The sequence below is a fragment of the Haloferax sp. YSSS75 genome, assembly GCF_046764215.1.
GTDB lineage: Archaea > Halobacteriota > Halobacteria > Halobacteriales > Haloferacaceae > Haloferax.
Window position 1 is genome coordinate 14,902 of record NZ_CP177206.1, and the last position, 26,882, is coordinate 41,783.

The following is a 26,882-nucleotide window of genomic DNA, read 5'->3' on the forward strand; positions in this document are numbered from 1 at the left end:
CATAGTCGTCGAATGCGGGTGAAGACAGATGGGAGACATATTCGACGCGGAACCACTCGGTGACCCGGCCGACACTGGTACGACCGAGAACCGAGCGTACTGGGCGAGCCAATCACCGGACGGTGTCTGTGCCGAGTTCAGCGACCCGCACCAACACACCAACGGAACCTACGGATTCGACGTGTACTGGTGGGACGAATCCGGTCAGATGGTCGACCGCGACGACGGTTGGCTCATCGACGAGTGACGCTCGGTTCGCCACACGTCGCTGTTTTTTCGCTACGTCGCGATGGAACGGGCGAGTCGCCCACCGAGTGAGCGAGCCCCGACGAACCCCCGTTCGACGCGACTGAGGCGCGAGGATGGGAAGCGGTACGCCTGCAACCCGTCGAGGTCCGAGAGGCCGACGTCTACCGGAAGCGACCCGAGATAGACGGCCTCGAACACCGGTTCGTGGTCGCCGTAGTCGGCGTTGCTCTCGTACTCTGCGACGAGTTTCCCGTTCTCCGTCGGCGTCTCGTCTGCCCGCGTGTGAAGTGCGCGGGTGACGACGAGGAGACTTCCAGTCTCTCTGTCGTGGACCAAGTCGCCGGGACGGTGTTCGTGCTCGCGGCAGAGTTGTGGGCCGCGGGCGTCCATCGGGACGAACGTCTCGTCACCGCAGACGGCGCAGGTGGCGCTTCGGCGACCCGGCGGCGGCACTATCCCGGTGGTAATCTCGATGGCGACGCGGCGGAGGTGTTTACAGCGGGCGTGCCGGATAGCGTTGTCTGGACAGGTACAGGTCCGAGCCTCGACGTCGACGACGTAGGTGCCGCCCTCGGTTTCGACGACGTACCGGCCGTCACGAAGCGGTCGGACGGCCATCGGTTCGACTCGAGCGCGGCGTGCGCGGCCTGTCAACCCATCTGCGGGGAGCGTGGTCTTACGGCGCACCGGGCGGCGAGTCGACGCGGGTGTGTGTGCGATGTGCGTCATGGTGGTGCGGTGGACGACCCCAATCGCCGGCGGGCGACGGGGTTCTCCATCACCTAAAATAGGGTCCGAAGCGACCTAAACCCTCGTTCTGTGGGGAAATCGGCGGTGTGAGTATCTCTCGTCGGTCATTCGCTCATCGAAGACCTTTTAGAATGGCCGCGGATACGTCGTCGCATGGCTATCGAAGCGGAGATGCGTCGGAAGATCGTCGTCTCCATGGTCGCGGTCGGGGTATTCATCGCCCTCATCGTCGGCATCGGTGCGACTTTCAACCAAGGCGGATTGGCCGCCACGGGCGGCCTCGCACTCGTGGGTGCCATCACGGCGTTCGTGCTCGTGATGGCTGGCATCGGCGTTTGGCTCTCTCGTACGTCCTGAACTACTTCTCGACGACACCGTCGGTGAGCGTTCACCACGTCGTCGCGGTCACAACAGCCCAGAGCGACGGCGCGCCGTCAGTCTGCGCCGTTCGTCGCAGTCCCGTCTGCTACCGCGTCTTCTGTCGCCGTCTCGAAGTACTTCAGCGGGTGCGAAATCGTCTCACAGCGCTCGTCGCGGTTCACACAGAGGCCGTACGCCTCCATCGTCTCACAGGTCGGCGGTGCGTACTGGGACCCGCTGGAGTCCGCGAGAATCGTCGCTCGCGTCTGCAACGACTCGGCGTGCGTCTCGCCGACGACGCTCCCGACTTCTTCGGGGTCGAATCCGACGCCGACGAGGAACGCCGCGAGCGTGAAGGCCGCTTCGTTCGGCACCTCCTCGCCGTCTCGCGTCCGTTCGAGTAGCGCGCTGATACACGGCGGGAAGTGGTCGGCGTCGACCGAATCGGTGTAGACGACGTTGACGGCACCGCGGTCCGAAAGGAGGTTTCGAAGGCGCTCGACGTGTGGTTGGAGTGCAGACGCGAGTTGGTCGCCCGCGTCACTCCCGCGGACGGTAAACGGCAGTCCCTCCGCGACGCGGCGTCGCGCCGCCTCTCGAAGGAGTTCGTAGAGTTCCTCGCGAGCGACGCGCACTGCGCCGTCGTGGAGCGCGCGGTTGACGAGTCGCCATCCGTCGCCCCAGTCGGGGTCGGAGTAGGTGAGATACGCGCCGACGTCGACCCAGTAGTGCGACGGGCCACGGCGGCGGTTGTCGGTCGGTTCGCCTCGGACTGCGTCGAGCAGGTCGAACTCACGGAGGAAGTCGTTCAGCGTCGCGCGAGCGTCGGTGTTGACGTCGTCCGGGTCCGCGTCGAAGTCCGCAAGCATGCGCTCGGAGGCCGTGTCCGCCTCGGCGCGCGCGTACTTGTCGACTGCCGCCGGCGTCTCGACGAGCGAGACGATGATTCGAGCGATGGGATACGACAGGAGTTCGGACTCCGTGTCCCACGAGTAGGGGGACTCGGCTTCGACGGTGCCCTCCATGAGGGCGCGTTCGACGCGCTCTACCCCACGCTGGACCGCTGGTGCGTCCTCGGCGACGAGCGTCGCGATAGCCACGTCTGCCGATTCGACCGCCTCTCTGGCGGCAGCGAAGAATGGGTATCGAGCGTGGAGCGGGCGCATCCGCATACCGCCACGTTCCGGGTGCCACCCGATAAACGCGACGAATTGCCCGGTGGGCGAACCCCACCTCGGCGGCGACGCATCACACCACCTATTACGGACCGCTTCCTCACCCTCTCACGTGCCGCATTTCGACTATCCGTGCCCGGACTGTCGTGCGACGACCAGTCTCCACGACGCCGACTGCCAGTTCGAGGGGACACCGTGGGTGGACGTCGAACGCGCATACGTCGATATCCTCTCCGTCCTCACCGGCGGTCCGTGCGACGAAGAGACGCTTCGCCGCGAGGTGCCGGGCGAGTGGGGCGCACTCCAGCAGTCCGCACTCTCGCGTCTGAAGCGCGACGAACGGATTTCAGAGGCCAACTCGGGCGTCCTCCGTCTGCTCACCGCAGAAGAGTTCCGAGAGGAGGTGTCGGAACCGACGCACGAACCCATGCGGACGCTCTTTACCTACGGGAGCGTCCCCGGATGCCACGACAACGCCGTCTTCGCGATGATTGCGTGGTACGAGATGGTCGGCCTCTCGTGGCCAGAGACGCGCGAGAACGTGGTCGAATGGCTACGCGAGACGGGAACGTGGGACCGTGGCGGGTTCGAGGAGGCGACGCCGCAGGAACTCGTCGAGAAGAAACGCCACGTCTACGACGCAGGCTACGGGTGGAAAGAGAAAGCCACCTCGGCCAAGCGCGTCATCGACCGCTATCGCGCCTGAGTTCGGCCGTCCCCGACGCTGTGGGTGAGCACCCGACAGAGCGCAACGATTACGGATTTGTCGCACGTCTGGTGAGTCGTGAGTTCTCCCGAGTCGGCGTCTGCCTCCGCCGTTTCTCCACCGTCTGATTCGGCGGACAGCGGTGCGAGACGCGCGCTCGCCGTCGTCGTCGCCATCGTCTTCATCGACCTGCTCGGATTCGGCGTGGTCATCCCGATTCTCCCGTTCTACGTGCGAAGCTTCGGCGTCAGCGACGTGTTCATCGGCTTTCTGGCGGCGTCGTACTCTATCATGCAGTTCCTCTTTGCGCCCATCCTCGGGCGCATCTCCGACCAGCGTGGTCGCCGCCCCGTCATCATGCTCTCGCTCGTCGGGAGTATCCTCGCGTGGACCGTCTTCGGACTCGCGGGCGAAGTCGGCGTCGTCTTCGGGACGACGCTCGCGGTGTCGACGCTCTTTACGTCGCGGATGCTCGCCGGAGCGATGGGCGGCAACATCGCCACCGCACAGGCGTACATCGCCGACATCACGCCACCTGAGCGCCGCGCCGGCGCACTCGGACTCATCGGTGCGTCGTTCAGTCTCGGGTTCATCTTCGGCCCGGCAATCGGTGGTCTCATGGCGTCGGACCCGGTGGTCACCCTCGCCCGCGACGTGTTCCCTGCGTTCGTTCCGGCGACGCGCTTTTCGTTGCCGAGTTTCACCGCCGCCTTCCTGAGTCTCGTCAGTCTCCTGTTCGCGTTCGTCTTCCTCCGCGAACCCGACAGACAGCGTGCCCCTGCCGGGTCGTCGACGACGACGCTCGTGACACAGTTCCGCAACGCACTCGCCGACGACAACCTCCGTGGCCTCGTCGTCGCGTTCTTCGTCGTCTCGGTGGCCTTCTCGGGGGTACAGGTCATGTTCATCCCCTTCGCCGCCGACGTGTACGGCTACGGCGAGACGGAGACGGCGCTGTTTCTGACGTATATCGGACTCCTCGGAACGCTGAATCAGGGCATCGTCGTCGGCCGACTCGCGCGGCGCTTCGCGGAGGCGAAACTGGCCGTGGTGGGCGCGCTGGGACTCATGCTCTCGCTCGCTCTCTTACCGTTCTCGCCAGATATCGGGCAGTTCCTCCCGGCCGTCGGCGGTCCGGCGTGGTTCACGCCCGAACTCGTGGCCCTCCTCCTGGTCGGGGCGCTCCTGTCGTTCGGAAACGGGATGCTGAACGTCTCGCTCTCGACGCTCGTCTCGACGTCCGCGTCCGCCGAGACGCAAGGCAACGCGTTCGGCGTCACACAAGGTGCCGGAAGCCTCGGCCGGACCGTCGGCCCACCCTCGATGGCCGCGCTCTACGTGCTCACCTACTGGTCGCCGTTCGTCGTCGGGGCCGTCCTCATCGTCCCCGTCGTCTACATCCTCCTGTCGATTGCCCGACGCCCCCGGATAGTCGCCGGTGAGCGCCAGACTGACTGAGTCCCGTAAACGTTACGCCGGCGCAGTCAGAGTCATACCCGTGCTTTCGGCCTCTCCCCTCGTCGTGCTCTGCGTGCTCGCGGCCTCCGTCTCCGGGTCTATCGGAACGGTGGCGTGGTACGAGGGCACCGAACCGGGGTCGAGATGGCTGTCGGTCCTGTTGTTCGCCGCGACGCTGTGGGCCGGGTCTTACGCGTTCGCGCTCGTGACATTCGACCCGGCGATTCGAGTCTGGTACCAACTCCCCATCGAAATCGCACAGGGAATCATCGCACCGGCGTGGTTGGCGTTCTCGCTGGCGTACACCGGCCGTGGCGAACTCGCCTCTCGCCGCCTCGTCGCTGGCCTGTTCGTGTTCCCTGCGGTCACTGCCGCCGTCCTCGTGACCAACCCGATGCACGGGTTGCTCTGGTCGAACTACCGAATCGACCCGGTGTTCGGCGCGGCGACGGTCCAGTTCGACCCGAACCTCTGGTACTACGTCCACGCCGTCTACGGATACGTCATCATCGGGACGGGAATCGTCCTCATCGTCGGCATGCTCATGGAACGTCTCTCTCGCTACCGCGAGCAGGCCGTCGCACTCGCCATCGGGTCGATTGCGCCGACGGTGGCACACGTGACACACACCTTTGGTCTCGGCCCACTTCCGATGGTGAACTTCACGCCCATCGCCCTCTCGGTGACGGGTGTCACCTTCGGCTACGCACTCTATCGCTTCCAACTGTTCGGCCTCTCACCGGCGACGGGGCGACTGGGGCGGCGGGCCGCCATCGACGACGTGGCAGTCGGTATCCTCGTCATCGACCGTGAGAACCGAATCGTCGACGCCAACGCCGCCGCACGCTCACTCCTCGACTTCGACATCGGTGCGGTGCTGTTCGAACCGCTCTCGACGGTCCTCCCCGGCGTCGACATCGACGACGGCCGGCAACTCGTAGACGTGACGGTCGACCGTCGCCGGCGAACGTACGAGATTACGGTCTCACCGGTCTCGGACCAACACGCCCGCCGACTCGGGTGGACCGTGAGTGTCTCGGACGTGACGGGTCGCGTCCGACGGCGACAGCGACTGGAGGTGTTGAACCGCGTCCTCCGGCACAACCTTCGCAACGACATGACCGTCGTCATCGGGTACGCCGACATGGTCGCCGACCGCTTGCCACCGGACGAACGCGACGTCACCGAGACGATTCGGAGTCGTTCGAACGAACTGCTCTCGCTCGGCGAGAAGGCACGGACTGTCGAACGCGTCATGGCCGGTATCGACGCCGGCAGCAGATTCGACGTGGCCGAGACCGTTCGAACGTCCGTCCGGGAAGTCGCCGCCGAGTTCGACACTGGGACAGTCACCGTCGACGTGCCCGACTCACTCCCGGTCACCGGCAGTGAACCGGCGACGAAACTCCTCGTGCGCGAACTCGTCGAGAACGCGTTCGAACACGGTGGGTCCGACCCGACGGTCCACGTCGACGTTCGCACGGCGGATACAGACCTGCTCGTCAGCGTCACCGACGACGGCCCGGGCGTCCCGGATTACGAACGGACCGTCGTCGAAGAGGGTGGCGAGTCACCCCTGAAACACGGCAGTGGACTCGGCCTGTGGGCGGTTCGCTGGACCGTCGACGCACTCGGCGGGCGACTCACGTTCGACGTCGACGACGGGACGACGTCGACGGTTCGACTCCCGCACTGGTCGCTGGCCGACGATGAGGAGCGTCCGGACTAAGTGAGTGGGAACGGGGCGAGCGTGAGTCGTGCGAACGGTACAGTGGCCGCTCACACGTCGCTGAAACGGACGGAGAAGTGATGCCGTTGGGACGCCTCGTTAGTCGCTCTGGATGCGCGGGGCGAGCATGTACGTGATGGTGCCCATCCCCTCGGCAATCTGGTAGTGGAGCTTGACCGGGAACTCTTCGCCGAGTTCGACGGTCACTTCGGCGTCGGACGGAATCGCCTTGTTCATGTCCTTCAGGTAGTCGAGCGAGAACAGCGAGTCGGCGTCGCCTGCCTCGATGCTGATGAGGTCCGCCGGGGGCAGCGAGAGGTCGACGTCGTCGGTGTCACCCTCCGCTTCGACGTGGAACGTCTCTTCGGCGCTGTCGACGCGGAGACGGATGTGGTCCGACACCATGTCGGCCGCCTTGATACCCCGGTCGAGGTGGTTGCTTTCGAGGACGATGTTCGCGGGCAGGTCGAGGTCCGGAATGTCCGGTTCCTGCCGAATCGAGTCGGGGTCGATGAGCGCGAGCGTGTACGAGAGTCCGTCGATGCGGATGTTGAGCTTGCGCGTCTCTTCGTCGAGCGTGAGGTGGATGAGGTCACCCGCCCCTGCCATGCCGGCGACTTCTTCGAGTCGGGAGAGGTTGACGCCGATGACGCCTCCGTCAGCCTCGTAGGATTCGAACGCTGCAGCGTCGAGCGTGAGGTCCACCATGCCGACGTTCGCCGGGTCGACCGCACGGATAGCGAGGTCCTCCTCGTTGAGTCGAATCTTACACTCGTCGACGAGAACGCTCACCGAGTCGAGCGCGTCCCGGAGCGTCGCGGCACTCACGATGGCCTTGAACATATGTGCCGTCGTACGACAGCGGTCTTAAAAATACTCCTGATTTGGACCAATCATATGATGTTCCCGCACGCCCTCTCGCGTGCGCGATTCGGAGGTCACGGCGACCACACCACGCGGCGGCCACGATACTGCTCGACGGCGGCGACACTACCAAACTGGCCTGCTGTACAGCGATATCACCCGAACCGCTGGTGCTCCCGACATCTCTCCATGAGTATCGTTGGCAATAGATGGAAAAATAGCCAAACACCCGTGAACGGCGTTTACAGGCTTCGATGCACTCATGTAGCCCATCGTTCAAGGTGGGCTATATGCCACGTTCCGAACAGACGCGTGTCGCGTTCGTCTGCGTCCAGAACGCCGGGCGGAGTCAGATGGCGACGGCCTTCGCTCGCAGGGAACGCGACGAACGCGGCGTCGGCGACGAAATCGACGTCGTGACCGGCGGCACCGACCCTGCGGACCACGTCCACGACGAAGTGGTCGAGGTGATGAGTGAGGTTGGCTTCGAACTCGCAGGCAACACGCCGCGCGCCATCGGCGAAGACGAGATTATGGACGTCGATATCGTCGTCACGATGGGCTGTTCGGCGGAGGGTATCTGCCCCACGACGTGGCGCGGCGACGCCCGCGACTGGGACTTAGACGACCCTGACGGACGCCCACTCGACGAGGTGCGGGCGATTCGCGACGACATCGAACGGCGTGTGGTCGCGCTGTTCGACGAACTCGTCGGTGAGGACTGACGGTTCGCTGTCGGCCCCTCACACAATCTCAAAAAGCTGTCTCGCGGACGTGCTCGCAGTCGGGTCTATTGCATCGCTTTGACCCACCCGGGGACGCTCGCCATTCCTTCTTTGTCCGCCCAACCGTGCCCGCGGAGGTACGTCTCGAGGTCGGTAAACTCGAATCCGAACTGGTCTTCGAGCGCCTCGATGTCCGCGCTGTAGCCGACGTCGTTGAACCACTCACACATCACGGTGAACTCCTCACCGAAGGTTTCGTAGGCGTCTTCGATGGGGACGTGAATCGCTTCGACTTCGCGACCAGTGACGTCCGAGAGGACTGCAGCGGTCTCTTCGAGCGTCTTCTCGTCGCCCGCCAGGTCGATGGCTTCGCCGACGAACTCGTCGGGGTTCGCCAGTGCGACTGCAGCAGCGTGACCGATGTCGGCGTTTCCGACCATCTGAAGGCTGACGCCTGGTTCGAGTGGGAGTGCGAGTTGACCGTCGTCGACGATGTTCTCGGCGAACGCTTCGAGGTTCTCGTAGAAGAAGACGGGTTTGAGAACCGTCCACGGAAGGTCGAGGCCACGAATGTGTTGGTCAATCTCTTCGGCGGAGTCGAAGTGCGGAATTCCCGTGTCTTCGTCGTGACTCCCGACGCCCGAGAAGACGAACTGGTCGACACCCTCTTCGCTGGCGACGTCCGCGATGTTTTTACCCTGCTGGACCTGCGCATCGTAGCCCTGTGTCCAGAAGTTCGTGACGACGAAGACCGAATCCGCGTTGCGGACGGGTTCGCGCAGCGTCTCCGGTTCTTCGAGGTCGCCTTCGACCATCGTGACACCACGGTCTTCGAGCGCTCGTGCTGCGTCACTCGTGGCGTCTCGCGTGAGGCCGCTGACGTCGAAATGGTGAGCACTTTCGAGCAGATGGTCGACGACTGCGCTGCCTTGGTTTCCGGTCGCTCCAACGACGAGGACGTGTGTTTGCTGGTCAGTCATAGTACGGCGTGGTCGGTGATTTGGCCAACTCGAACATATAACTCTGGCAGCATCTCCGACAGTAGATAACACCGATGTTACCAGTAACTCGCCGCCGACCCCACGCGCGAACGCTTGAACTCGTGGCTTGGGTTCACACACCCTGCACGGCAAGCCGAAGGCGGTATACGGCCTGATACGCTACTGACCCGCAACGAACCATGGCACGAAAAGACCACTACTACAACAAGGCCAAACAGGAGGGCTACCGTGCCCGGTCGGCCTACAAGCTGAAACAACTCGACGAGGAAGTCGGGTTGTTCGGCCCCGGAAACACGGTCGTCGACCTTGGTGCCGCCCCCGGCGGGTGGCTACAGGTCGCCTCCGAACGGGTCAAAGCCAACGGGAAAGTCGTCGGTGTCGACCTTCAGCGAATCCGTGGCCTCGACCTGCACAACGTCGAGACCATCCGCGGCGACATGACCGAAGACGAGACGAAAGAGAAACTGAAGGCCATCGTCGGCGAACGCGGTGCGGACGCCGTCGTCTCCGACATGGCACCGAACATGACCGGCGAGTACTCGCTGGACCACGCGCGGTCGGTCTACCTCGCCCGGCAGGCGTTCGAAGTCGCACAGGAACTGCTGGCGACCGGTGGCGACTTCGCGGTGAAGGTGTTCGACGGACAGGACCTCGCGGACTTCCGCGCCGACATGGAAACAGAGTTCCAGTACGTCCGGTCGATTCGCCCGAAGGCCTCCCGCGACAGTTCGTCCGAGCAGTATCTCGTCGGCAAGCACTTCCTGACCGCCCCCGTTCGCAAGGGCGACGAACTCGACGTCGAAATCGTCGACGTGGGCAGCGAAGGCGACGGCATCGCCAAAATCGAGGACTTCACTATCTTCGTCTCCGGCGTCGACGAAGGCGACACGCCGCACGTCCGCATCACTGACGTGAAACCCCGGTTCGCGTTCGCCGAACCGGTCGACGACTGATTCGTCTCACGGCGCAGGTCCTAGTTTGTCTACCACCTCGCGTCGGCGCATCTCTCTCCCACGCGAGTCGCCTCGGATGGCGCTCACTCGTTGACGACGAGTTCGAGTTCGAGTTCGGTCGTACATCCCTTCCACTCACCGCGACACTGTCCCGTCGCGAGAATGTCACCGAACGACGTGTACGTATCGCAGTTCGGACACCGAATTCCCATCTCCATGGCGTCTCGCTCGGTGAGTCGGACGCGGCGCTCGTCAACCATGTACCGTGAGGTATGCTACCAAAAGATATAAGAAGCGCGACGGTTCGGACGCTCAGTCGGCGACCCACCCGTCGTCCGCCGCGGTGGATTCGTCACCGAGGAGTGCGACGACGGCGTAGACGAACGGGGTGTCGACGACGGCGATGAGCAGTTTCAACAGGTACTGTCCGGCGATGAGTCCAACGAGGACGTTCGTCGGGAGCGCCTGCCCGATGCCGAGGACAGTCGGTGCGACGTAGAACGCGACGCCGACGAAGATGACCGTGTCGATGGCCTGACTCGTCGCCGTCGAGACGATGTTTCGGAGCCAGAGGAACGCACCGTCGGTCATCTCACGGATGGTGTGGAAGACGATGACGTCCCAGTTTTGGCTCACGAGATACGCGAGGAGGCTTCCGGCGACGATGTTCGTCCCCGACGCGAGCACGTTGGCGAAGTCCGCCGCAAACTCGGGGTTCGCCGCGGGTGCGGCGATGGTACTCCAGACCAGGCCGAGGAGGACGAAGTTCATCGCGAACCCGACGTTCACCATCACCTGCGCCGCCCGGCGGCCGTACAGTTCGGAGTAACAGTCCGATGCGAAGAAGGTGAGTGCGTACGCCAGTGCGGCCCCCGGGAGGATGATGCTCGCACCGACGAGCGGGAGTTCGCCGATGGCGGACGGCAGCGGAATCGACAGCAGTTTCGAAGCGGTCAACTGCGCCGTCGTCAGTGCCGTGACGAACAGTCCGACGAGAGCGATGTGCCCGACGTTGGCTGGCCCGTCACTCATCGTCTTCCAGGCGATTGTGCCGTTTGTCGATTTCGTCGAGGATGTCCAACGTCTTACGGATAGACGACCTGACGGCGTCGCTCCGATTTACGAACTTCTTGTCGTCTCCGACGTGCTCGTCTAAGTCCGCGAGCAGTTCGTCGGGAATTTCGACGCTGATTTTGGCCATATTCGGCGATTATCCTGAGAATACTTACACCTTTTTAACAGTCAGTTGAACCGATACCTCAAAACAGAAGCTTACGCTGAGTTTACTCGACTGTCCCGCGGGCGGGCGCGAGGTTTCGCCGGCCGCCGAACGTGATGACGAACAGAATCCCGAGTCCGATACCGTAGGCGGCCATCAGCGGAATCGTCACCATGAACATCGTCGTGACGCTCGCCGGCGTGAAGATGGCCGAGATGGCGAGGATGAGCACCGTCACTTCGCGCCAGCGGTCCCGCATCGTGTTGTAGGTGATTCCAGCGGTGTTGAGAAGCACCATCAGGATGGGCACGTCCGCGAGGAGGCCGATTCCGGCCGTCGTGAAGAAGATGAGCCAGAAGAAGTTGGTGATACGGTAGGCGATTATCATCTCCGCCGCGATGGCGTCTTCGACGAGGAACGTGATGACGGTAGGTGCGACGTAGCTGTAGCCGAGTGCGAACCCACCGAGGAGGCCAGCGGTGAGCGCGCCGGTCCACAGGAAGACGGTCCGGCGGCGGTGGCGGACGATTTTACGCTCACGGAGCGCGGGCCACGCGAAGAACGCGAGGAGTGGAATCGTCGCGAGTGCGGCGATGATGGTGGAGAACTTCACCTCGAAGATGAGCGCCTCCATCGGGTGGAGGGCGACGACGTTCAGCACTTCTTCGGGCGTCACCACGTCGGGCAACCGGCGGAGGAAGTCCTGGTAGACGTCGCGGATACCGCCGGTGTAGAGCCATCCGAACGTCCCTGCGAGGACGGCCATGAACCACCCGACGACCCAGAACGCCCGGGACGTCAGCGAGTCCAGGATGAACGCGATGTCCTTGTAGTAGCCACCGATGTCGTCTTCGTCAGTCTCGCCGCCAGTGAGTTCGTCGAAGAACGCGCCACCGGCGCGCGTCGTTCTGTCTTCGAGTCCACTGGGTTGGTCGCCCGCGGATTCCGCAGACCCGTCGTGCCCGGCCTCTGCTTCGTCGAACCGGTCGAGAATCGCCTGTGCCTTCTCGGTGTCTCCGTCGTCGATGGCGGCGGACGCCAGCCCCATCGCCTCGTCTTCGTCGAGGTCAGTGAACACTTCCGGCGGGGCGGCACGGACGCCGTTTGCGTCGAGTGCGGAGATGTCGAGTTTCGTGGGGTCACCGACGCCGACTTCCGTGCGTTCGAGACGTTCGATGTCGCGGTAGACGAAGTAGCCGACACCGAGGAGGAGGCCGACGAGGCCACCGGCGACGACGGACACGCCGAGGACCACCTGTGACTCCGGCGTGAGGAAGGCGTAGTCGCTCCCGATAGCGTCGAGTCCGGCGTTTGCGGCTTCGATGCCGCCGTACTCGTAGAACGCGTAGACGAGCAAGCCGGCGACGACGCCGACGCCCGCGAGCAGGTTCCAGTGCGTCTTCAAGGTGTTCCGCACGTTCATCTTCTCACTGCCCCGTCTGGCCGTGACGACGACTTTCGCGAGGTAGAGGCTGAACCCGTACAGCGAGATGACCGGGACGGCCCACATAATCTGGGTGAACGGGTCCGGCGGCGTAAACAGCGCACCGAACGCGAAGATGCCGACGACGGCGTGTCGCCACTTGTCGCGGAACGTCTCGTACGGGACGATTTCTGCGTACGACAGGCCGGTCATCGCCAGTGGGAGTTGGCTAGCGAGGCCGAACGAGAGCGTGAGCAGGAAGATGAACTGCGCCCACTTCACGATGGAGTAGGTGGGCGTGAAGCCTGCAGAAAGCGCGTTCTGGGCGAGGAACGCGAAGGTAAACGGGAAGAACACGAAGTAGCCGTAGGCGACGCCGAGCGTGAACAACACGACCATCGTGAGTCCGATGAGGACGAGTTTCCACGGAGCGATGGGTGACCGCGGCCACGCGTCACGCTCCTTCAGGGCGTCTCTCGAGAAGTAGATGAACGGCGGGAGCGCCATGAGGATACCCACGACGAGCCCGATTTTCGCCTGCAAGAGGATGACGTCGAACGGCGTCTGTGCGATGATTTCGAGGTTCCCTTGGACGCTCGCACTCATCTGTGCCTTCGTGATGCCTTTGAAGAAGTCCCAGATGTAGAGCCTGAGGGCGTAGAACGTTCCGAGGAAACCGATGAGGAAGACGATGAAGACCTTCTGGAGGTCTTTCTGCGCCGCTCGGAGCATCGCGCCCGCGGTTTCACGGCCGGCCGCGAGTGTCTGTTGAGTGTCCTCGTCGAGGGCGCTGGACATACGTATGCTGGGAAAGCAGTCTGGCGGTTATCAATCTTTTTCACCGCATCCGTATTTTCGGGGAGGGTGAGGTCCGTTCTCGGAACTATCCGAAAAGACCTATAACTGGCCGGAAGCGTAACTCATCTGAATGGCGGACGAGGAGCGCGACGTGGAGTCATCAACGGACGACGAGACGAACGTCTCTGACGACGTGACTGACAACGACCCGGTTTCGCGCGGTGACGATTCAGACACCGGGGACGACGTCGTGACAGACGGCTCAGACGACGTTGCGACAGACGATTCTACCGACGACGAGACGTCTACGGACGAATCTGACGCCAGTCCTCACGCTGACGACTCCGGCGACGCCCCCGAAAACGAGGAGTCGGACGACGACGCATCTGTCGGCGACTCCGACGACGACGCGGGCGGGGAAGCTGACGCCAGCGACACGTCTGAGGACGACGCTGACTCGGACACGTCTGAGGACGACGCTGACTCGGACACGTCTGAGGACGACGCTGACTCGGACACGTCTGAGGACGACGCTGACTCGGACACGTCTGAGGACGACGCTGACTCGGACACGTCTGAGGACGAGACTGAACCAGTCTACGGCCGCGTGACGCCTCGTGACGAGGCGACGCCCGACGAGTCTACGGACGACGACGAGTCGGGCACAGACCCCGGCGAGGACACCGACGGTTCCGACACAGATGGCGACGACGAAGTCGATGCCGACGATGCCGACGACGGAGACGATGCCGACGCTGAAGACGACGGAGACGACGCCGACGACGCCGAAGACGACGTAACCGTCGGCCCAACAGGCGACGCGCCCGACCCGTACGACCCGAGTACGGCGATGGGCGACGATGACGATGGCCTCGTCGGGAGCGCCCCCGAGAGCGACCAGGAGATGCCGCTGACCGACCACATCGAGGAGATGATTCGTCGGTTGGCAGTCGTCTTCGGTGTCGCAGGGCTGATTACGCTCATCCTCTTCCCGGGTGCCGACATCCTCAACGCCTACGTGAACACCGGTTTACCGAGCGCCACCGATGTCATCAACTTCCTCTGGAACACCCACATCCCGGCCGCCGACTCGATTGCCGACCGTCGGCCGCGCCTCTACGGCCCGCTCGAACTCATCCTGACGAAGCTCAAAGTCGCCGGCCTCGCAGGGACGGTCATCGGCCTCCCGGTGTTCGTCTACGAGACGTACCTGTTCATGCGCCCCGGTCTGTACCCCAAAGAGCGCAAGTACTACCTCGCGGCGGTGCCGACGAGTCTGATTCTCGCGGTTATCGGCGTCATCTTCGCGCACTTCGTGGTCCTGCCGGCTATCTTCGCGTACTTCACGTCCTACACCGAAGGGACGGCGGTCATCGCGTTCGGCCTCAAAGAGACGTTCAACCTCATCCTCATCCTGATGGGCTACATGGCCATCGTCTTCCAGATTCCACTGTTCGTCGAGCTGGCCATCATGATGAATCTGGTCACGCGACTGTGGTTGGAAGACCGCCGCCTGCTGTTCTGGGGCGCGTTCCTCGGACTGGCGTTCCTCGTCAGTCCCGACCCCACGGGGATGGCCCCCATCATCATCGCGGCGACGATGATTACGCTCTTCGAAGGGACGCTCGCCGTGCTGCGGTGGACCGGAAATTAGTCACAACTCTGCCGATTCCTGTTCTTCCATCGCGAGCAGTCGTTCGACGCGAATCTTGAGCGCCTCGTTCATCGCCTCGAACCCGGCCTTCGTCTCCTCGCCGATGAACCGAAAGATGAGTCCCGCCAGAATGCCCGAGAACGTCTCGGCGTGCACCAATCGGGTTCTGTCCCCACCGTCGAGTGGTTCGAGACGGAACTGATGCTCGCCGTCGAAGAGGCCCGGTAGTACGAGGTGGCCAAGCCACCTGAACTCGCGGTGTTTCTCACACCGGGTCACGTCTGGTTCGAATACCGACTCGCGTCCGCCCGGCGGCATGAGGTGGACGACGAGTGTCGCACCCACGTTCGCCCGCCCAGCGATGCGCATGAAGGGGTTCCACTCGTCGTAGTGGTCGAAATCGACGAGCACGTCCCACACCCGCTCCGGCGGGGCGTCGATTTCGATGCTCGTCGTGAGTTCACGTCCCATAGCCGTCTATTCGCGCCCCTCAACCGTGAATCTCGCGCGTGACACTCGGCGCGGAACGTTCATTGCCAGTGGGAAGAAAAATCACGTATGGCAACCCTCCTTCTCGCCCGTCACGGCGAGACGACGTGGAGCCACGAAGGGCGTGTGCAGGGCTGGGCACCTGTCTCGCTCGATGACCGTGGCCGAAACCAAGCGGACGCGCTCGCGCGCCACGTCAAACAATCGTACGATGTCGACCGCATCGTCTCCTCGGATATCGAACGCGCCCAAGAGACCACTCGACCAATCGCCCGCGAACTCGGAATCGAACCGGTTCTCGACTCCTCGTGGCGTGAACGCGACGTCGGGTCGCTTCAGGGATTCGAATTCGAGCGCCTCGCGGACCAGTATCCGCAGTACTTCCTCTCGGCAGTCGGGACGCCGGCGGCACGCGAACGACCGCCGAGCGGTGAGAGCCTCGTCGAAGTTCGGCGACGCGTCCTCACGGCAGAAGAAGGCCTCGTCGCGACGATGGCCTCCGACGAGACGGTTCTGGTCGTCACCCACGGGACACCCATTCGGCTCATCCTCGGGGAACTGAAAGGACTGAACATCGTCGAGACGATGCTCTCACAACCGCTCGACTACGGGAGTCTGTGCGAACTCGTCGTCGAAGTGAGTGACGACGGTTCCGAACCGGCGGTCCACGTCGTCGCAGAGAACGAAACCGAGTATCTGACGGCGTAACGAGACGCCTACTTCCGCATCGGGTAATCCTGTGCGAACACGTCGTCGACGAGCATCTCGTCGTCTGTGTCGTCGTCAGCAGCGGGACTGACACTTCCCGTCCGGTACCCGTGTAAGTCGAGGGTGACGTGGTCGAATCCGGCGTCCTTCAGGTGGTCACGCGCAGCGCGGACGAAATCCGCGTCGAGTGCGCGCTCTAGTTCGTCGGGTGCGACTTCGATGCGAGCGAGGCCATCGTGGTCACGGACGCGGAACTGTTCGAAGCCCCAGGTTCGGAGAATCGTCTCGGCTCGTTCGACGCGAGAGAGTCGTTCTTCCGTGACTTCGAGACCGGTCGGGATGCGCGACGAGAGACAGGCCATCGACGGCTTGTCGGCGACGGAGAGGCCGTAGTCGTCTGCGATTTCGCGCACCTCGTCTTTCGTGATGTCGTGTGCGAGAAGCGGTGAGATGACGTCTAACTCCTCGACTGCTCGGAGGCCGGGACGGTGTCCCTCGCCGGGGTCCGAGGCGTTCGTCCCGTCACAGACCGTCTCGATGCCGCGCTCACGGGCAGCGTCGTACATTCGCCCCAGACGCATCGTCCGGCAGTGATAACACCGGTCGTCGTCGTTCGTCACGAAGTCCGGGTTGTCGAGTTCCGAGAACTCGACGACGACGTGCGGAATCCCGATTTCTTCGGCCACGCGCTTGGCGTCGTCCAACTCCGCTTCGGGGAGCGTCTCGCTCTTTGCCGTACAGGCGACTGCGTCGTCCCCGAGGGCGTCGAAGGCGAGTGCAGCGACTACACTGGAGTCTACGCCGCCGGAGAAGGCGACGAGGACGCTCTCGCGGTCTGCGAGTGCCTCGCGTGCCGCCTGTGCCTTCGACGCGGCGTCTCGCTCGCTCATGGCCTCCCTTCCCGGTGGACGGTCAAAAGCCCCTCGTCCCCGGCGCGAACGACCGGCAACGAACGAATTTGCTCGTCGTCACGGGGTTTGGCACCCGCGACTTTTTGTTCTATGCCGCGATAGGTGCGCCCGAATGGAGTTCGAGACCATCCCCGGTGTCGGCGCGAAGACGGCGGCAGCACTCTCGGAACTCGACGACGCCGAACGAGCGCTCAGAGAGGGGGACGTGGCCGCACTCGCACGAGCGCCGGGTCTCACGGAAGGCAGGGCGGCGGCTATCGCCCGCGGGGCGATTCGACGTGACCACGACGATGCCGGTGGATTCCTCGCCACCGACCGTGCCTCTGAGGTTTACCGCGACGCACTCGGTCTCTTGCAGGCACGGACCGTCACCTCGTACGCCGAAAAGCGCATGGAGACGCTGTTTCCCACCGGGTCGGCGTCTCGAATCGAGGAGGTCCGCGAGTTCGCCGCCGACGCGACGGACCTCGACCCAGACCAGAGCGTCCTCGACGCACTCGCCGGCGTCGAACCGCTCTCGGACCCCAAACCGCGGCGCGTCCGCGAGCGCTGTATCGCCACCACCGACGCCGAACGCTACGCGGCGGCGAAAGAGACGTTCCCCGAACTCTCTATCGAAGTCGTCGAAGACGCACGTGGTATCGGCGAACTCGCTCGGTCGTACTCCACCGTCGTCGTCCTCGACGAGTCGTTCGCCGGTATCGACGTCGAGGGCGACGTGCGTGTCCTCCCGGACGCGGCAGAACGAACCCACGAAGTCGTCCCCGAGCGACTGCTCGCCTTCTTCGCCGAGAACCGCGAGGCGCTGTTGGCCGCGGCGGACGTCCACGAGGCCGCAGGTATCGACCCACCGTGTGACGTCGACGCCCTCCGCGATGCCCTCTCCCGGTTAGACGACGATGGGACCGTCGTCGGCGACGACGAACTCACGCGCCTCACGAACGCCGTCGACGACATCGACGCGGCCGTCTCGACGGCCGAATCGGTCGCCAACGACCACCTGCGCGACGTGATTCGGGAACGTGACGTGACCATCGAGGGGACGGACTTCCTCTCGTTGGTCGAACAGGGAGCGCGCGTCGACTCACTCCTCGCACGCGAACTCGAAGACGAGTTCGACGAGGCACTCGCCGCCGCCCGCGACCACTTCGTCGAGTCGCTCGCGCTCCAACCCGGCGAGGCCGACATCACAGAACGCATCTTCCCCGAGAACCCGTCGTTCCCGCTCGACCACGACGAAGCGGCGGTGGGTCGCTTACGGACCGAACTGAAGGCCGCTCGTGGCCGACGCGCCGCGAAACTCAAATCCGACCTCGCGTCGGACCTCGGTGTCCTCCGCGACCCGGTCGAGACGCTCGTTCGCGACGCCCTCGAACTGGACGTCCGCCTCGCAATCTCGCGATTCGTCCGCGACTTCGACTGCGTCTTCCCCGAATTCACGGGCCACGCCGGCGACGACGGACCGGGGTCGTTCACCATCGAGGCCGGACGCTCGCCGCTCCTCGACGTGGATTTCGAGGACGTAGACCCCGTCGATTACGAGGTGTCCGGCGTCACGCTCCTCTCGGGCGTCAACAGCGGTGGGAAGACGTCGACGCTGGACCTCGTGGCGCTCGTCGTCGTCCTCGCGCACATGGGACTGCCCGTTCCAGCGGAGTCGGTCCGTCTCTCGCGCTTCTCGGAACTCCACTACTATGCCAAGTCACAGGGGACCCTCGACGCGGGTGCGTTCGAGAGCACGCTCCGCGACTTCGCCGCACTCACCGACGGTGCGGCCGACCGACTCGTCCTCGTCGACGAGTTAGAGAGCATCACCGAACCGGGTGCGTCGGCCAAAATCATCGCCGGTATCCTCGAAGAACTCGCCGAACAGGGCGCGGCGGCGGTGTTCGTCTCTCACCTCGCGGGCGGGATTCGTGAGGCCGCCGATGTCGACGTCGCCGTGGACGGTATCGAGGCCGTGGGACTGGAAGACGGCGAACTCGTGGTGAACCGGTCGCCCGTCAAGGACCACCTCGCGCGTTCGACGCCCGAACTCATCGTGGAGAAACTGGCCGGCGAGAGCGAGACGAGTTTCTACGGGCGGTTGCTGGAGAAGTTCTGAAACCCCACCTTTTTCTTCGTCGGGGTCGCCTGCGGCGACCCACTCTTCACGGGCGACCCGCGAGTCGCCCGTGAGGAAGCGAGACGCTGGTGCCGTCTCGCACTCCTCGAAAAATCTGGACCACTGCCAGAAGTCTGTGACTTCTGGCCGTTCAGCCAGAACGCACTGCGTTCTGGCGACAAAAACGCCGCGAGCCTCGGCTGTTGGCCTCGCTCGCGGTTCGGCCCGGAGTTCCGCTCAGCTCGGTAGCCCGAAGAGCGCGATTGTCACCATCGCCAGACCGACCAGCCCGATGCCCACGAACCGTGTCCACTGGTTGTTGCGCGAGGCCATGACGAGGCCGATGATACACTGAAGGGCGAAGAACGCCGCGAACACCCGCGAGGCAATCGCGACAGCCGAGAGCACGTCGGTGACGAGAACGACAGCGATGGCTCCGATAGCGAGGATGGGATAGGTGAAGCGCTCCTCGACGCCTCCTTCGGTGAGTTCCAGCAGGACCGCCGACCGTGAGGAGATTGCGTTGACTGCCGCCGATGCTTGACTCCCGACCGCTAAGAGCAAGATGAGCCACGGAAGGATGGGGCTCGCCACCGTCGCGATGAGAACGACCGAGATTGGGTCGGCCGAATCTGGGCGGTACTCCGCAAAGAGGAGGAGAGCGGCGAATGGGAAGAGGACGAACGCAATCGTGGCGATGATTTGTGCGATTCGCATCGTCTTGATACGGAGGTCAGCGCTGTACTGCGAACCGATGAATCGAGACGCTTCGAAGCCCTGGACGATGGCGAAGAGACCGAGAATTTTCCGGAGCTCTTCTGAGCCCACTGGTGGGTCGTAATTGGGGAGCGCCCAGTTCCCCGCTAGGGCGACGTCGATGTTGTACGCGAGGAACCCGACGATGATTGCCGTGATGGCCGCGAGGTTGAACGCTGTCGTCTTTTCGCCCAGTCTGTTGAGTTGGTCGAGCCCTCTGGAAAAGCCAATCAACCCGAGGGCGACGAGCGAGATAACCGCGAGTCCTGACCCCCGCGAGACGCCGGGGTCGAGGTTCACGCCCAGCGGAACCGCGATGAGGATGATGATGACTCCGCCCATCAACTGCAAGTAGTAGGCGACGTTCACCAGCGACGCGACGAGTAACGAAGCCTGCGAGACACGCGAGACGTTGTGTAGCGCTCCCTTCCCGCCGGCTATCGGTTCGTATTTCCGGATGTTGTATCGCATGACCCACCCCATCGTGTAGCCGAGCGCACAGAGTCCGAGCATGACGAGGGGCGATTCGAGTCCGATGATGAACACGATAATTGGCGTCATCGCGACGAATCCGATGTCCATGATATTGGCGAGCGGAACGACCGCCGCCTGGTAGACCTCTGATTTCTGGACTCTGCTCGAATACAGTATCGCGGACAGTGCGAGGAGTGTCACGACGACCACTATCGAGACGACGAGAGTCATCGGCAGACTCCACCGTGCAGATTGCGTGCCGAGTCGACTGAGTTACGGGTGGGTCCTGCGTGGGTCATCTTTGGTTCAACTCCTGATATTCTCAGCGAGGCAGCACACCCATCCACAGTACTTCGGTGGAGATGTCGTGTCTCGATGCCCGTTCGTCCGCGGCGTCTCACAAAGCGTGCCTCGTGTGGAGAGTGATGCGGTACCTATCGATGGGTTGACGCAAAGTTACTCGTCCAACCATTCAATTAAGCAGATATTATCACCGGTGTGGCGGGTCTGAGACTCGTCTCCGGGAACTGAGGGTACTCGGTTCCAAATCGGGTGACGTGGGCGTGGGGCGTCTGGTCGGACTGTCGGTGACCGGCCTCCCGTGTCTTCTCCCGACGAGTTACTTCTCGCTCTCCCACTCCTCGCGGAGTAACCCGTACTGAATCATGTCGCGGTGCGCACCGTCGACGAACATAAACCTCCGTTTTCGACCCTCCTCGATGAACCCGAGTGACTCCAAGAGGCCGCGAGACGCCTCGTTGAAGTCGAACGCCTCCGCTTCCACTGCAGGCGTGTCGTGCTGGCTGAAGACGTAGTCGATGGCGAGCGAGACTGCCTCCTTTCCGTACCCGTCGCCACGATACTCGGGAACCAGCCAGTAGCCGAGTTCCGGCCGCTTGTAGTGTGCGTCCGCGACGCCGACAAATCCGATAGGTGTCACGTCGTCGCTGTCGTTGTTGCCGGTGCTGTCGCTGTCGTTGTCGCCGGTGCTGTCGTTGTCGCCGGTGCTGTCGCTGTCGTTGTCGCCGGTGCTGTCGTTGTTGCCGGTGCTGTCGCTGCCGCCGCCGGGAGCACCGGCGGACGCGTCGTCGTCTTCGAGACAGACGACGAACTTGTCCGGTGCGTTCCGGTCGTCGGATATCTCGTACTGCTCGCGGTTCATCACTGGGTTCCCGAGCGGAATCCGAATCTCCGGATTCGCGCCCGCTCGCTGGAGGAACGGGATATCCGCTGTCTCGGCCGTTCGGAGGGTGACTCGCTCGCCAGTTGCGACTCGTGCACCGGGCATGCATCGAGTGGCACGGGGGTCCGGTATACGCTTTGTGTGCGGTACGGGCCACTGGTCCCGTCTTCATTTATAATACTTCGCCGACAATTTCGTCTCATGCCCTCCGATTCGCTCTCCGCCGAGGAACGGCGACAGTACGACGTCGTCTACCACGCCACGAAGAACGCCATCTGGGACGTGCTGGGAACGGCGGTGTACCTGTTGTTCCTCGTCTTCGGCGTCTCCATCGCGGTGTTCGCCATCGTCCTCCCTGCGGTGGGCGCACTCGCACAGGGCGACGCGAATCTCGTCGTCCTCTTCGTCGGGTTCGTCGGACTCGTCGTCGCCGCATTCGGCGTCTACCGTGTCTACACGCTGGTTCGGTAAGTTCCGATTCACGAATCTCTTTCACGCAACCGGCCGAGGCGTCCCTATGCACGATTCACCCGTCGCACTCGTCACGGCGAGCAGTCGCGGCATGGGCGCTGCCTGTGCCCGCCGTCTCACAGACGACGGCTACACACCGATTCTCCTGTCCACCTCCGGTGCCGCCGTGGACCTCGCAGACGAACTCGGCGGCGTCGGATTCGAAGGCTCGGTCACCGACACCGACGCCCTCGCCGCGATGGTCGAGGCCGCCTCGGAGACCTACGGCCGCCTCGACGCCGTCGTCAACAACACCGGCCACCCGCCGACCGGTGACCTCCTCGAAATAACAGACGCGGAGTGGCGCGAAGGGATGGACCTCGTTTTGCTCAACGTCGTCCGGATGGCCCGACTCGCCACGCCACTCCTCCGCGAGGGCGACGGCGGGAGCATCGTCAACATCTCGACGTTCTCGGCGTACGAACCGTCGCCCGACTTCCCCGTGTCGTCGGTGCTGCGTGCCGGTCTCGGTGCGTACACGAAACTCTACGCCGACCGCTTTGCGGCAGATGGCGTCCGGATGAACAACGTGCTGCCGGGCTTTACGGACAGTTACGAAGTCGACGACGAGACTCGCGAACGAATTCCGATGGGGCGACCCGCGACTGTCGAGGAGATAGCCGACACCGTCGCGTTTCTGGTCTCCGAGGAGTCGAGTTACGTAACCGGCCAGAACCTCCGCGTCGACGGTGGGTTGACTCGACACGTCTGAGACTGGCGACGACGAGGTGGGGGAGGTGACGACGTCCCACTCGCGTCTCTCGTGGGACGCCCGTCGGACGATGGCCGGTAAACGATTAAGTCCCCTGCGCGTGGTACTCTATTCGATGAGGGAGGACCCCGAAGAGGGGATGCTGTCGTGGGACGAATCGGTGTTCCGCGACGAACACGTCTTCGAGATTGACCACGTCCCGGAGACGTTCGACCACCGTGAGACCCAACTGCAGAGTCTGAAGTACGCACTTCGCCCGGCAGTTCGTGGCTCTCGTCCCCTGAACACGATGGTTCGTGGTCCACCCGGCACGGGCAAGACGACTGCCGTCCAGAAACTCTTCGGCGAGTTGGGGACGCAGTCGGGCGTTCGGACCGTCCGCGTGAACTGCCAGGTCGATTCGACCCGCTACGCGGTGTTCTCGCGCGTCTTCGAGCACATCTTCGAGTACGAACCCCCGTCGTCGGGCATCTCGTTCAAGAAGTTGTTCGGCCAGATAACCGACCGACTCGTCGAAGACGACGAAGTGCTCGTCGTCGCACTCGACGACGTGAACTACCTCTTCTACGAGAACGAGGCGTCAGATACGCTCTACTCGCTGCTTCGCGCCCACGAGGCACACACCGGGGCGCGAATCGGCGTCATCATCATCTCGTCGGACCTCTCGCTCGACGTCATCGACGAACTCGACGGGCGCGTCCAGAGCGTCTTCCGGCCCGAAGAGGTGTTCTTCCCCCGCTACGACGTGAACGAAATCGTCGACATCCTCCGGGGGCGGACCAAACGAGGCTTCCACGACAACGTCATCGGCGCGCCGGAACTCGACCGGGTGGCCGAACTCACCGCCGACAGCGGTGACTTGCGAGTCGGTATCGACTTGCTCCGGCGCGCCGGCCTGCACGCCGAGATGCGTGCCTCTCGGACCGTCGACATGGAAGACGTAGAGGAGGCCTACGACAAGTCGAAGTACGTCCACCTCTCGCGGTGCTTGCGTGGGCTTTCGGACCCCGAACGCGAACTCGTCCGTGTCGTCGCCGAGTTCGACGGCGAACGCGCTGGTGCGGTGTACGAGGCGTTCAACGAAGAGACCGGACTGGGGTACACACGCTACTCGGAACTCGTGAACAAACTCGACCAACTCGGCGTCATCGAGGCACGCTACACCGAAATCGAGGGCCGGGGTCGGACGCGAGCCATCTCGCTGGCCTACGACGCCGACGCGGTTCTGGACCGTCTCTGACCGTCTCGACGGACGCTTCGACCCGTTTCAGGTCAATTTTTACTCGCCGGCCGAGTCGCCTGAGATATGAAGACTACCGGCGGAACCGACGAACAGAAACGTCGCGCCGCTGAGGCCGCAGTCGACGCAGTCGAAGACGGCATGGTCGTCGGCCTCGGCACCGGAAGCACGGCGGCGTTCGCGATTCGCGCCATCGGCGAACTCGTCGCCGACGGGATGGACGTTCGCGGCGTTCCGACGTCCTTCGCCTCGCGCGAACTCGCCCACGAGTGCGACGTCCCACTCGCCGCCCTCGACGAAGTCGACGCTGTGGACGTCGCAATCGACGGTGCAGACCAGATTGCCGGCGACGCACTCGTGAAGGGTGGCGGGGCCGCTCACGCCCGCGAGAAAATCGTCGACACCTTCGCAGACCGCTTCCTCGTCGTCGCGGACCCGTCGAAGGTGGCGGACGTGCTCTCCCACCCGATTCCGGTCGAAGTGCTCCCCGACGCACGAACCACCGTCTCGGCGGCCGTCTCGGACCTCGGCGGCGACCCGACGCTCCGCCGTGCCGAACGAAAAGATGGCCCCGTCGTCACCGACAACGGGAATCTCGTCCTCGACTGTGACTTCGGGACCATCGACGACCCGAACGCGCTGGCGGCGTCACTGTCGGCGCTCCCGGGCGTCGTCGAACACGGCCTCTTCGTCGGAGTGGCGGATACCGTCTACGTCGGCACGGACGACGGCGTCGACGTTCACGAGGCCTGAGCGACGCTTTCGGAGACGAATTCTGGATTGCCGACTGCTCGTGGACTGCCGACTGCTGTCGCTCGGCGGTCTGCGATAAATAGAATGTAGTTTGGGACCGGTTTACAGGTCGCGGGGCTGGACGGTCTTGCGGTCGTTCTGCTCGGCACGGCGAGCAGCGTCGTCGAGAAGCTCCTTGACTTCTTCGTCGAGAGCGTCGTAGAAGTCCGAGGCTACGTTCTTGTCCTTGAGCGCTTCCTTGACGGCTGCCTTGACAATGAGGTCTGCCATACAGAATGTTCTTCCGATTCTCCCTTCTTAAACGTTGCTATATTGGTCGTTAATACCGCCGTATTTGGGGGTTTTGGCGCTTCTATAACGACGAATTTCGAAGTAAGAATCCCCTCTTATATATGTTTTCTCCTCGTGAAGGGAGAACGACGGGTATGAGTACGCCTCGGGCCTACCTGCGGCCATATGCGCGACATTCTGGACGCCGTCGCGGACGGGTCACTCTCGCCCGCGGAGGCGGAAGCACGACTCGCCGGATACGCGACGACTGGTGCGGGTCGGTTCGACGCCGCCCGAGAGACGCGCCGCGGAGTCCCCGAAGCCATCCTCGCAGAGGGAAAGACACCCGACGAGGCGGCGACGATTGCCGTCACGGCAGTCGAGACGAGTGGGCGAGCGCTACTCACTCGTGCCAGCGCTGACCACGCCGCCGCCGTCGCCGATGCCCTCCCCGACTGTGATATCGAACGCGACGCCCGAGCGAAGACCATCGTCGCGTGTGACTCGTCGTTCGAGCGCCCCGATGTCGACGCCACCGTCGGCATCGTCACTGGCGGGACGTCCGACGCGGAGGCTGCAGGCGAAGCGGCCGTCGTCCTTCGCGAGATGGGTGTGACAGTCGAGCGAGTCGAAGACGTTGGTGTCGCCCACCTCGGGCGCGTCCTCGACCATCTGGATATGCTCCGTGACGTCGACGTCCTCGTCGTCGCTGCCGGGAGAGAAGGCGCATTGCCCACCGTCGTCGCTGGACTCGTCGATACCCCGGTCATCGGGTTGCCCGTCTCGACCGGATACGGTCACGGTGGCGACGGTGAGGCGGCGCTCCTCGGGATGGTCCAATCGTGTACCGTCCTCTCGGTGGTGAACATCGACGCAGGGTATATCGCGGGTGCACAGGCGGGCCTCGTCGCCCGCGCAGTCTCCGACGCCCGGCAGGAAGCGTAGGCACAGGGCCGACTACGCTGTCGATTTCTCCGTCGTCCCTCCTCGGTTCGGTGAGTGGTTGCCGAACGACTGTGTTCGCTGTGAGAGTGGACGACTACTTTCGGACGACAGGAGTGCACCACGGGAGTGCGTGTAATCGGCGCTCGCGCGCACACGCGCGATGCCCTCATATGGGTGGGCCACTGTGTAACATACACCGGCTTGGTGGCTGCCGGCAGTACAAACAATGCCTGTATGTGACCACTGCGGGTCACACGTCTCAGAGCGCTTCGCACGCGTCTTCGCCGACAAGGACGGACAAGTCCTCGCTTGCCCGAACTGCTCGGCGAACGCGGGTATCGCGGAAGTCGCTCGAAGACGCGCCCGCACTGCATGACCACTGAAGCGAACAAAGACCACCACGCGAAGCCAATACCTCGTGCGCGAGACGGGGCGTAGGGTTCATACCCTCGCCCCTGAACCATTCTCTCGTGCACTTCGTCTACGTCCTCCAGTGTACCGACGGGTCGCTGTACACCGGATACACGACTGACGTCGAGCGACGCGTCGCAGAACACAACGCAGGTGACGGCGCAAAGTACACCCGTGGGCGCACGCCCGTCGAACTCGTCTACGTCGAGGAGTTCGACTCGAAATCCGCCGCGATGTCCCGCGAGTACGAAATCAAGCAACTCAGACGCGAGCAGAAACTGACACTCGTCGAGTCGTGACGTCGCCCGTCGATCCTGACGGCGGTACATGTCGGGACGTAACGTAGTTTTTT

The 26,882-nt window shown here is 63.6% G+C and carries 31 protein-coding genes; 18 read left to right on the top strand and 13 right to left on the bottom strand.

The features are described from left to right. The first annotated feature begins 28 nt into the window (after positions 1-28). Positions 29-247 carry a hypothetical protein gene (locus tag ACK3R5_RS00100; RefSeq protein WP_411967675.1) on the top strand — a complete coding sequence of 73 codons (219 nt, stop codon included), beginning with the start codon at positions 29-31 and terminating at the stop codon, positions 245-247. 32 nt (positions 248-279) lie between these two features. Here ACK3R5_RS00100 and ACK3R5_RS00105 read toward each other — a convergent pair whose 3' ends face one another. Next, complete coding sequence (locus ACK3R5_RS00105; protein WP_411968674.1) at positions 280-936, bottom strand: SWIM zinc finger family protein; 657 nt, start codon at positions 934-936, stop codon at positions 280-282. 216 nt (positions 937-1,152) lie between these two features. Between ACK3R5_RS00105 and ACK3R5_RS00110 the strand changes: the two genes are divergently transcribed. After that, complete coding sequence (locus tag ACK3R5_RS00110) at positions 1,153-1,356, top strand: hypothetical protein (protein WP_411965065.1); 204 nt, start codon at positions 1,153-1,155, stop codon at positions 1,354-1,356. 77 nt (positions 1,357-1,433) lie between these two features. Here the strand turns inward: ACK3R5_RS00110 and ACK3R5_RS00115 are convergent, their stop codons facing one another. Continuing rightward, positions 1,434-2,525 carry a DNA primase gene (locus ACK3R5_RS00115; RefSeq protein ID WP_411965765.1) on the bottom strand — a complete coding sequence of 364 codons (1,092 nt, stop codon included), beginning with the start codon at positions 2,523-2,525 and terminating at the stop codon, positions 1,434-1,436. Between the two features lie 121 nt (positions 2,526-2,646). Here ACK3R5_RS00115 and ACK3R5_RS00120 point away from each other — a divergent pair, with 121 nt between their 5' ends. From ACK3R5_RS00120 to ACK3R5_RS00130, 3 genes are all read left to right on the top strand, one after another. Continuing rightward, a complete protein-coding gene (locus ACK3R5_RS00120; protein WP_411965066.1) occupies positions 2,647-3,240 on the top strand; it encodes a hypothetical protein in 594 nt (197 codons plus the stop codon). Positions 3,241-3,318: 78 nt separating this feature from the next. Continuing rightward, positions 3,319-4,698, top strand: a complete 1,380-nt coding sequence (locus ACK3R5_RS00125; RefSeq protein WP_411965067.1) for an MFS transporter — start codon at positions 3,319-3,321, stop codon at positions 4,696-4,698. Positions 4,699-4,738: 40 nt separating this feature from the next. Next, positions 4,739-6,427 carry a histidine kinase N-terminal 7TM domain-containing protein gene (locus tag ACK3R5_RS00130; protein ID WP_411967676.1) on the top strand — a complete coding sequence of 563 codons (1,689 nt, stop codon included), beginning with the start codon at positions 4,739-4,741 and terminating at the stop codon, positions 6,425-6,427. A gap of 99 nt (positions 6,428-6,526) precedes the next feature. Here ACK3R5_RS00130 and ACK3R5_RS00135 read toward each other — a convergent pair whose 3' ends face one another. After that, entirely contained in the window at positions 6,527-7,270 is a 744-nt protein-coding gene (locus ACK3R5_RS00135) for a DNA polymerase sliding clamp (protein WP_411965069.1), read from the bottom strand. A gap of 79 nt (positions 7,271-7,349) precedes the next feature. Here ACK3R5_RS00135 and ACK3R5_RS00140 point away from each other — a divergent pair, with 79 nt between their 5' ends. Both ACK3R5_RS00140 and ACK3R5_RS00145 read left to right on the top strand, forming a co-directional pair. Then, a complete protein-coding gene (locus tag ACK3R5_RS00140; RefSeq protein ID WP_411967678.1) occupies positions 7,350-7,484 on the top strand; it encodes a hypothetical protein in 135 nt (44 codons plus the stop codon). Between the two features lie 97 nt (positions 7,485-7,581). Next, complete coding sequence (locus tag ACK3R5_RS00145; protein WP_411967679.1) at positions 7,582-8,016, top strand: low molecular weight phosphatase family protein; 435 nt, start codon at positions 7,582-7,584, stop codon at positions 8,014-8,016. Positions 8,017-8,081: 65 nt separating this feature from the next. Here ACK3R5_RS00145 and ACK3R5_RS00150 read toward each other — a convergent pair whose 3' ends face one another. Next, positions 8,082-8,996: an NmrA/HSCARG family protein gene (locus ACK3R5_RS00150; RefSeq protein ID WP_411965071.1), complete on the bottom strand. Its 915-nt coding sequence runs from the start codon at positions 8,994-8,996 to the stop codon at positions 8,082-8,084. A gap of 200 nt (positions 8,997-9,196) precedes the next feature. On the opposite strand from ACK3R5_RS00150, the gene ACK3R5_RS00155 reads away from it, so the two are divergent. After that, positions 9,197-9,970 carry a 23S rRNA (uridine(2552)-2'-O)-methyltransferase gene (locus ACK3R5_RS00155; RefSeq protein WP_411965072.1) on the top strand — a complete coding sequence of 258 codons (774 nt, stop codon included), beginning with the start codon at positions 9,197-9,199 and terminating at the stop codon, positions 9,968-9,970. An 83-nt stretch (positions 9,971-10,053) separates the two neighbouring features. Here the strand turns inward: ACK3R5_RS00155 and ACK3R5_RS00160 are convergent, their stop codons facing one another. From ACK3R5_RS00160 to tatC, 4 genes are all read right to left on the bottom strand, one after another. Next, entirely contained in the window at positions 10,054-10,230 is a 177-nt protein-coding gene (locus ACK3R5_RS00160; RefSeq protein ID WP_411965073.1) for a hypothetical protein, read from the bottom strand. 52 nt (positions 10,231-10,282) lie between these two features. Then, on the bottom strand, positions 10,283-11,002 hold the full coding sequence (locus tag ACK3R5_RS00165) for a queuosine precursor transporter (RefSeq protein WP_411965074.1): 720 nt from the start codon (positions 11,000-11,002) through the stop codon (positions 10,283-10,285). After that, positions 10,995-11,171 carry a ribbon-helix-helix domain-containing protein gene (locus ACK3R5_RS00170; protein ID WP_411965075.1) on the bottom strand — a complete coding sequence of 59 codons (177 nt, stop codon included), beginning with the start codon at positions 11,169-11,171 and terminating at the stop codon, positions 10,995-10,997. The genes ACK3R5_RS00165 and ACK3R5_RS00170 overlap by 8 nt, the downstream gene beginning before the upstream one ends. Positions 11,172-11,253: 82 nt before the next feature. Then, positions 11,254-13,410: a twin-arginine translocase subunit TatC gene (gene tatC, locus ACK3R5_RS00175; RefSeq protein ID WP_411965076.1), complete on the bottom strand. Its 2,157-nt coding sequence runs from the start codon at positions 13,408-13,410 to the stop codon at positions 11,254-11,256. Between the two features lie 130 nt (positions 13,411-13,540). Here tatC and ACK3R5_RS00180 point away from each other — a divergent pair, with 130 nt between their 5' ends. Continuing rightward, positions 13,541-15,064, top strand: a complete 1,524-nt coding sequence (locus ACK3R5_RS00180; protein ID WP_411967680.1) for a twin-arginine translocase subunit TatC — start codon at positions 13,541-13,543, stop codon at positions 15,062-15,064. On the opposite strand, the gene ACK3R5_RS00185 is transcribed toward ACK3R5_RS00180, so the two are convergent. After that, positions 15,065-15,535 carry an SRPBCC family protein gene (locus ACK3R5_RS00185; protein ID WP_411965077.1) on the bottom strand — a complete coding sequence of 157 codons (471 nt, stop codon included), beginning with the start codon at positions 15,533-15,535 and terminating at the stop codon, positions 15,065-15,067. 87 nt (positions 15,536-15,622) lie between these two features. On the opposite strand from ACK3R5_RS00185, the gene ACK3R5_RS00190 reads away from it, so the two are divergent. Further along, positions 15,623-16,261 carry a histidine phosphatase family protein gene (locus tag ACK3R5_RS00190; protein WP_411965078.1) on the top strand — a complete coding sequence of 213 codons (639 nt, stop codon included), beginning with the start codon at positions 15,623-15,625 and terminating at the stop codon, positions 16,259-16,261. Between the two features lie 8 nt (positions 16,262-16,269). On the opposite strand, the gene larE is transcribed toward ACK3R5_RS00190, so the two are convergent. Next, the gene (gene larE / locus ACK3R5_RS00195; RefSeq protein ID WP_411965079.1) at positions 16,270-17,151 is read right to left on the bottom strand and encodes an ATP-dependent sacrificial sulfur transferase LarE; all 882 of its coding nucleotides are present in this window, start codon (positions 17,149-17,151) and stop codon (positions 16,270-16,272) included. A 133-nt stretch (positions 17,152-17,284) separates the two neighbouring features. On the opposite strand from larE, the gene ACK3R5_RS00200 reads away from it, so the two are divergent. After that, positions 17,285-19,276 carry a MutS-related protein gene (locus ACK3R5_RS00200; RefSeq protein WP_411967681.1) on the top strand — a complete coding sequence of 664 codons (1,992 nt, stop codon included), beginning with the start codon at positions 17,285-17,287 and terminating at the stop codon, positions 19,274-19,276. A 237-nt stretch (positions 19,277-19,513) separates the two neighbouring features. On the opposite strand, the gene ACK3R5_RS00205 is transcribed toward ACK3R5_RS00200, so the two are convergent. Together ACK3R5_RS00205 and ACK3R5_RS00210 are read right to left on the bottom strand one after the other, a co-directional pair. Continuing rightward, a complete protein-coding gene (locus ACK3R5_RS00205) occupies positions 19,514-20,737 on the bottom strand; it encodes a hypothetical protein (RefSeq protein ID WP_411967682.1) in 1,224 nt (407 codons plus the stop codon). Between the two features lie 388 nt (positions 20,738-21,125). Further along, complete coding sequence (locus ACK3R5_RS00210) at positions 21,126-21,794, bottom strand: GNAT family N-acetyltransferase (RefSeq protein WP_411967683.1); 669 nt, start codon at positions 21,792-21,794, stop codon at positions 21,126-21,128. Positions 21,795-21,890: 96 nt separating this feature from the next. Between ACK3R5_RS00210 and ACK3R5_RS00215 the strand changes: the two genes are divergently transcribed. From ACK3R5_RS00215 to rpiA, 4 genes are all read left to right on the top strand, one after another. After that, positions 21,891-22,160, top strand: coding sequence for a hypothetical protein (locus ACK3R5_RS00215; RefSeq protein WP_411965083.1), 270 nt, complete (start codon positions 21,891-21,893; stop codon positions 22,158-22,160). A gap of 46 nt (positions 22,161-22,206) precedes the next feature. Continuing rightward, entirely contained in the window at positions 22,207-22,911 is a 705-nt protein-coding gene (locus ACK3R5_RS00220) for an SDR family oxidoreductase (RefSeq protein WP_411967684.1), read from the top strand. 115 nt (positions 22,912-23,026) lie between these two features. Next, positions 23,027-24,151, top strand: a complete 1,125-nt coding sequence (locus ACK3R5_RS00225; protein WP_411965085.1) for an ORC1-type DNA replication protein — start codon at positions 23,027-23,029, stop codon at positions 24,149-24,151. 66 nt (positions 24,152-24,217) lie between these two features. Further along, a complete protein-coding gene (gene rpiA / locus ACK3R5_RS00230; RefSeq protein WP_411965086.1) occupies positions 24,218-24,904 on the top strand; it encodes a ribose-5-phosphate isomerase RpiA in 687 nt (228 codons plus the stop codon). Positions 24,905-25,006: 102 nt separating this feature from the next. Here rpiA and ACK3R5_RS00235 read toward each other — a convergent pair whose 3' ends face one another. Next, complete coding sequence (locus ACK3R5_RS00235; RefSeq protein ID WP_411965087.1) at positions 25,007-25,174, bottom strand: DUF1931 domain-containing protein; 168 nt, start codon at positions 25,172-25,174, stop codon at positions 25,007-25,009. 186 nt (positions 25,175-25,360) lie between these two features. On the opposite strand from ACK3R5_RS00235, the gene larB reads away from it, so the two are divergent. The 3 genes from larB (at position 25,361) to ACK3R5_RS00250 (ending at position 26,829) form a co-directional block, all read left to right on the top strand. Then, positions 25,361-26,119, top strand: a complete 759-nt coding sequence (larB, locus tag ACK3R5_RS00240) for a nickel pincer cofactor biosynthesis protein LarB (RefSeq protein WP_411965088.1) — start codon at positions 25,361-25,363, stop codon at positions 26,117-26,119. A 226-nt stretch (positions 26,120-26,345) separates the two neighbouring features. Then, positions 26,346-26,495: a hypothetical protein gene (locus tag ACK3R5_RS00245; RefSeq protein WP_411965089.1), complete on the top strand. Its 150-nt coding sequence runs from the start codon at positions 26,346-26,348 to the stop codon at positions 26,493-26,495. A 94-nt stretch (positions 26,496-26,589) separates the two neighbouring features. Next, on the top strand, positions 26,590-26,829 hold the full coding sequence (locus ACK3R5_RS00250; protein ID WP_411967686.1) for a GIY-YIG nuclease family protein: 240 nt from the start codon (positions 26,590-26,592) through the stop codon (positions 26,827-26,829). Positions 26,830-26,882 lie beyond the last annotated feature (53 nt).

Coding starts and splice junctions, on each gene's coding strand:
- ACK3R5_RS00225 (WP_411965085.1), top strand. CDS start 23,027: ATGAGGGAGGACCCCGAAGAGGGGATGCTGTCGTGGGACGAATCGGTG.
- ACK3R5_RS00170 (WP_411965075.1), bottom strand. CDS start 11,171: ATGGCCAAAATCAGCGTCGAAATTCCCGACGAACTGCTCGCGGACTTA.
- ACK3R5_RS00110 (WP_411965065.1), top strand. CDS start 1,153: ATGGCTATCGAAGCGGAGATGCGTCGGAAGATCGTCGTCTCCATGGTC.
- ACK3R5_RS00185 (WP_411965077.1), bottom strand. CDS start 15,535: ATGGGACGTGAACTCACGACGAGCATCGAAATCGACGCCCCGCCGGAG.
- ACK3R5_RS00235 (WP_411965087.1), bottom strand. CDS start 25,174: ATGGCAGACCTCATTGTCAAGGCAGCCGTCAAGGAAGCGCTCAAGGAC.
- ACK3R5_RS00115 (WP_411965765.1), bottom strand. CDS start 2,525: ATGCGCCCGCTCCACGCTCGATACCCATTCTTCGCTGCCGCCAGAGAG.
- rpiA (WP_411965086.1), top strand. CDS start 24,218: ATGAAGACTACCGGCGGAACCGACGAACAGAAACGTCGCGCCGCTGAG.
- ACK3R5_RS00180 (WP_411967680.1), top strand. CDS start 13,541: ATGGCGGACGAGGAGCGCGACGTGGAGTCATCAACGGACGACGAGACG.
- ACK3R5_RS00205 (WP_411967682.1), bottom strand. CDS start 20,737: ATGACTCTCGTCGTCTCGATAGTGGTCGTCGTGACACTCCTCGCACTG.
- ACK3R5_RS00220 (WP_411967684.1), top strand. CDS start 22,207: ATGCACGATTCACCCGTCGCACTCGTCACGGCGAGCAGTCGCGGCATG.
- ACK3R5_RS00155 (WP_411965072.1), top strand. CDS start 9,197: ATGGCACGAAAAGACCACTACTACAACAAGGCCAAACAGGAGGGCTAC.
- ACK3R5_RS00210 (WP_411967683.1), bottom strand. CDS start 21,794: ATGCCCGGTGCACGAGTCGCAACTGGCGAGCGAGTCACCCTCCGAACG.
- ACK3R5_RS00215 (WP_411965083.1), top strand. CDS start 21,891: ATGCCCTCCGATTCGCTCTCCGCCGAGGAACGGCGACAGTACGACGTC.
- ACK3R5_RS00165 (WP_411965074.1), bottom strand. CDS start 11,002: ATGAGTGACGGGCCAGCCAACGTCGGGCACATCGCTCTCGTCGGACTG.
- ACK3R5_RS00135 (WP_411965069.1), bottom strand. CDS start 7,270: ATGTTCAAGGCCATCGTGAGTGCCGCGACGCTCCGGGACGCGCTCGAC.
- ACK3R5_RS00245 (WP_411965089.1), top strand. CDS start 26,346: ATGCCTGTATGTGACCACTGCGGGTCACACGTCTCAGAGCGCTTCGCA.
- ACK3R5_RS00145 (WP_411967679.1), top strand. CDS start 7,582: ATGCCACGTTCCGAACAGACGCGTGTCGCGTTCGTCTGCGTCCAGAAC.
- ACK3R5_RS00190 (WP_411965078.1), top strand. CDS start 15,623: ATGGCAACCCTCCTTCTCGCCCGTCACGGCGAGACGACGTGGAGCCAC.
- ACK3R5_RS00100 (WP_411967675.1), top strand. CDS start 29: ATGGGAGACATATTCGACGCGGAACCACTCGGTGACCCGGCCGACACT.
- larB (WP_411965088.1), top strand. CDS start 25,361: ATGCGCGACATTCTGGACGCCGTCGCGGACGGGTCACTCTCGCCCGCG.
- ACK3R5_RS00160 (WP_411965073.1), bottom strand. CDS start 10,230: ATGGTTGACGAGCGCCGCGTCCGACTCACCGAGCGAGACGCCATGGAG.
- tatC (WP_411965076.1), bottom strand. CDS start 13,410: ATGTCCAGCGCCCTCGACGAGGACACTCAACAGACACTCGCGGCCGGC.
- ACK3R5_RS00200 (WP_411967681.1), top strand. CDS start 17,285: ATGGAGTTCGAGACCATCCCCGGTGTCGGCGCGAAGACGGCGGCAGCA.
- larE (WP_411965079.1), bottom strand. CDS start 17,151: ATGAGCGAGCGAGACGCCGCGTCGAAGGCACAGGCGGCACGCGAGGCA.
- ACK3R5_RS00150 (WP_411965071.1), bottom strand. CDS start 8,996: ATGACTGACCAGCAAACACACGTCCTCGTCGTTGGAGCGACCGGAAAC.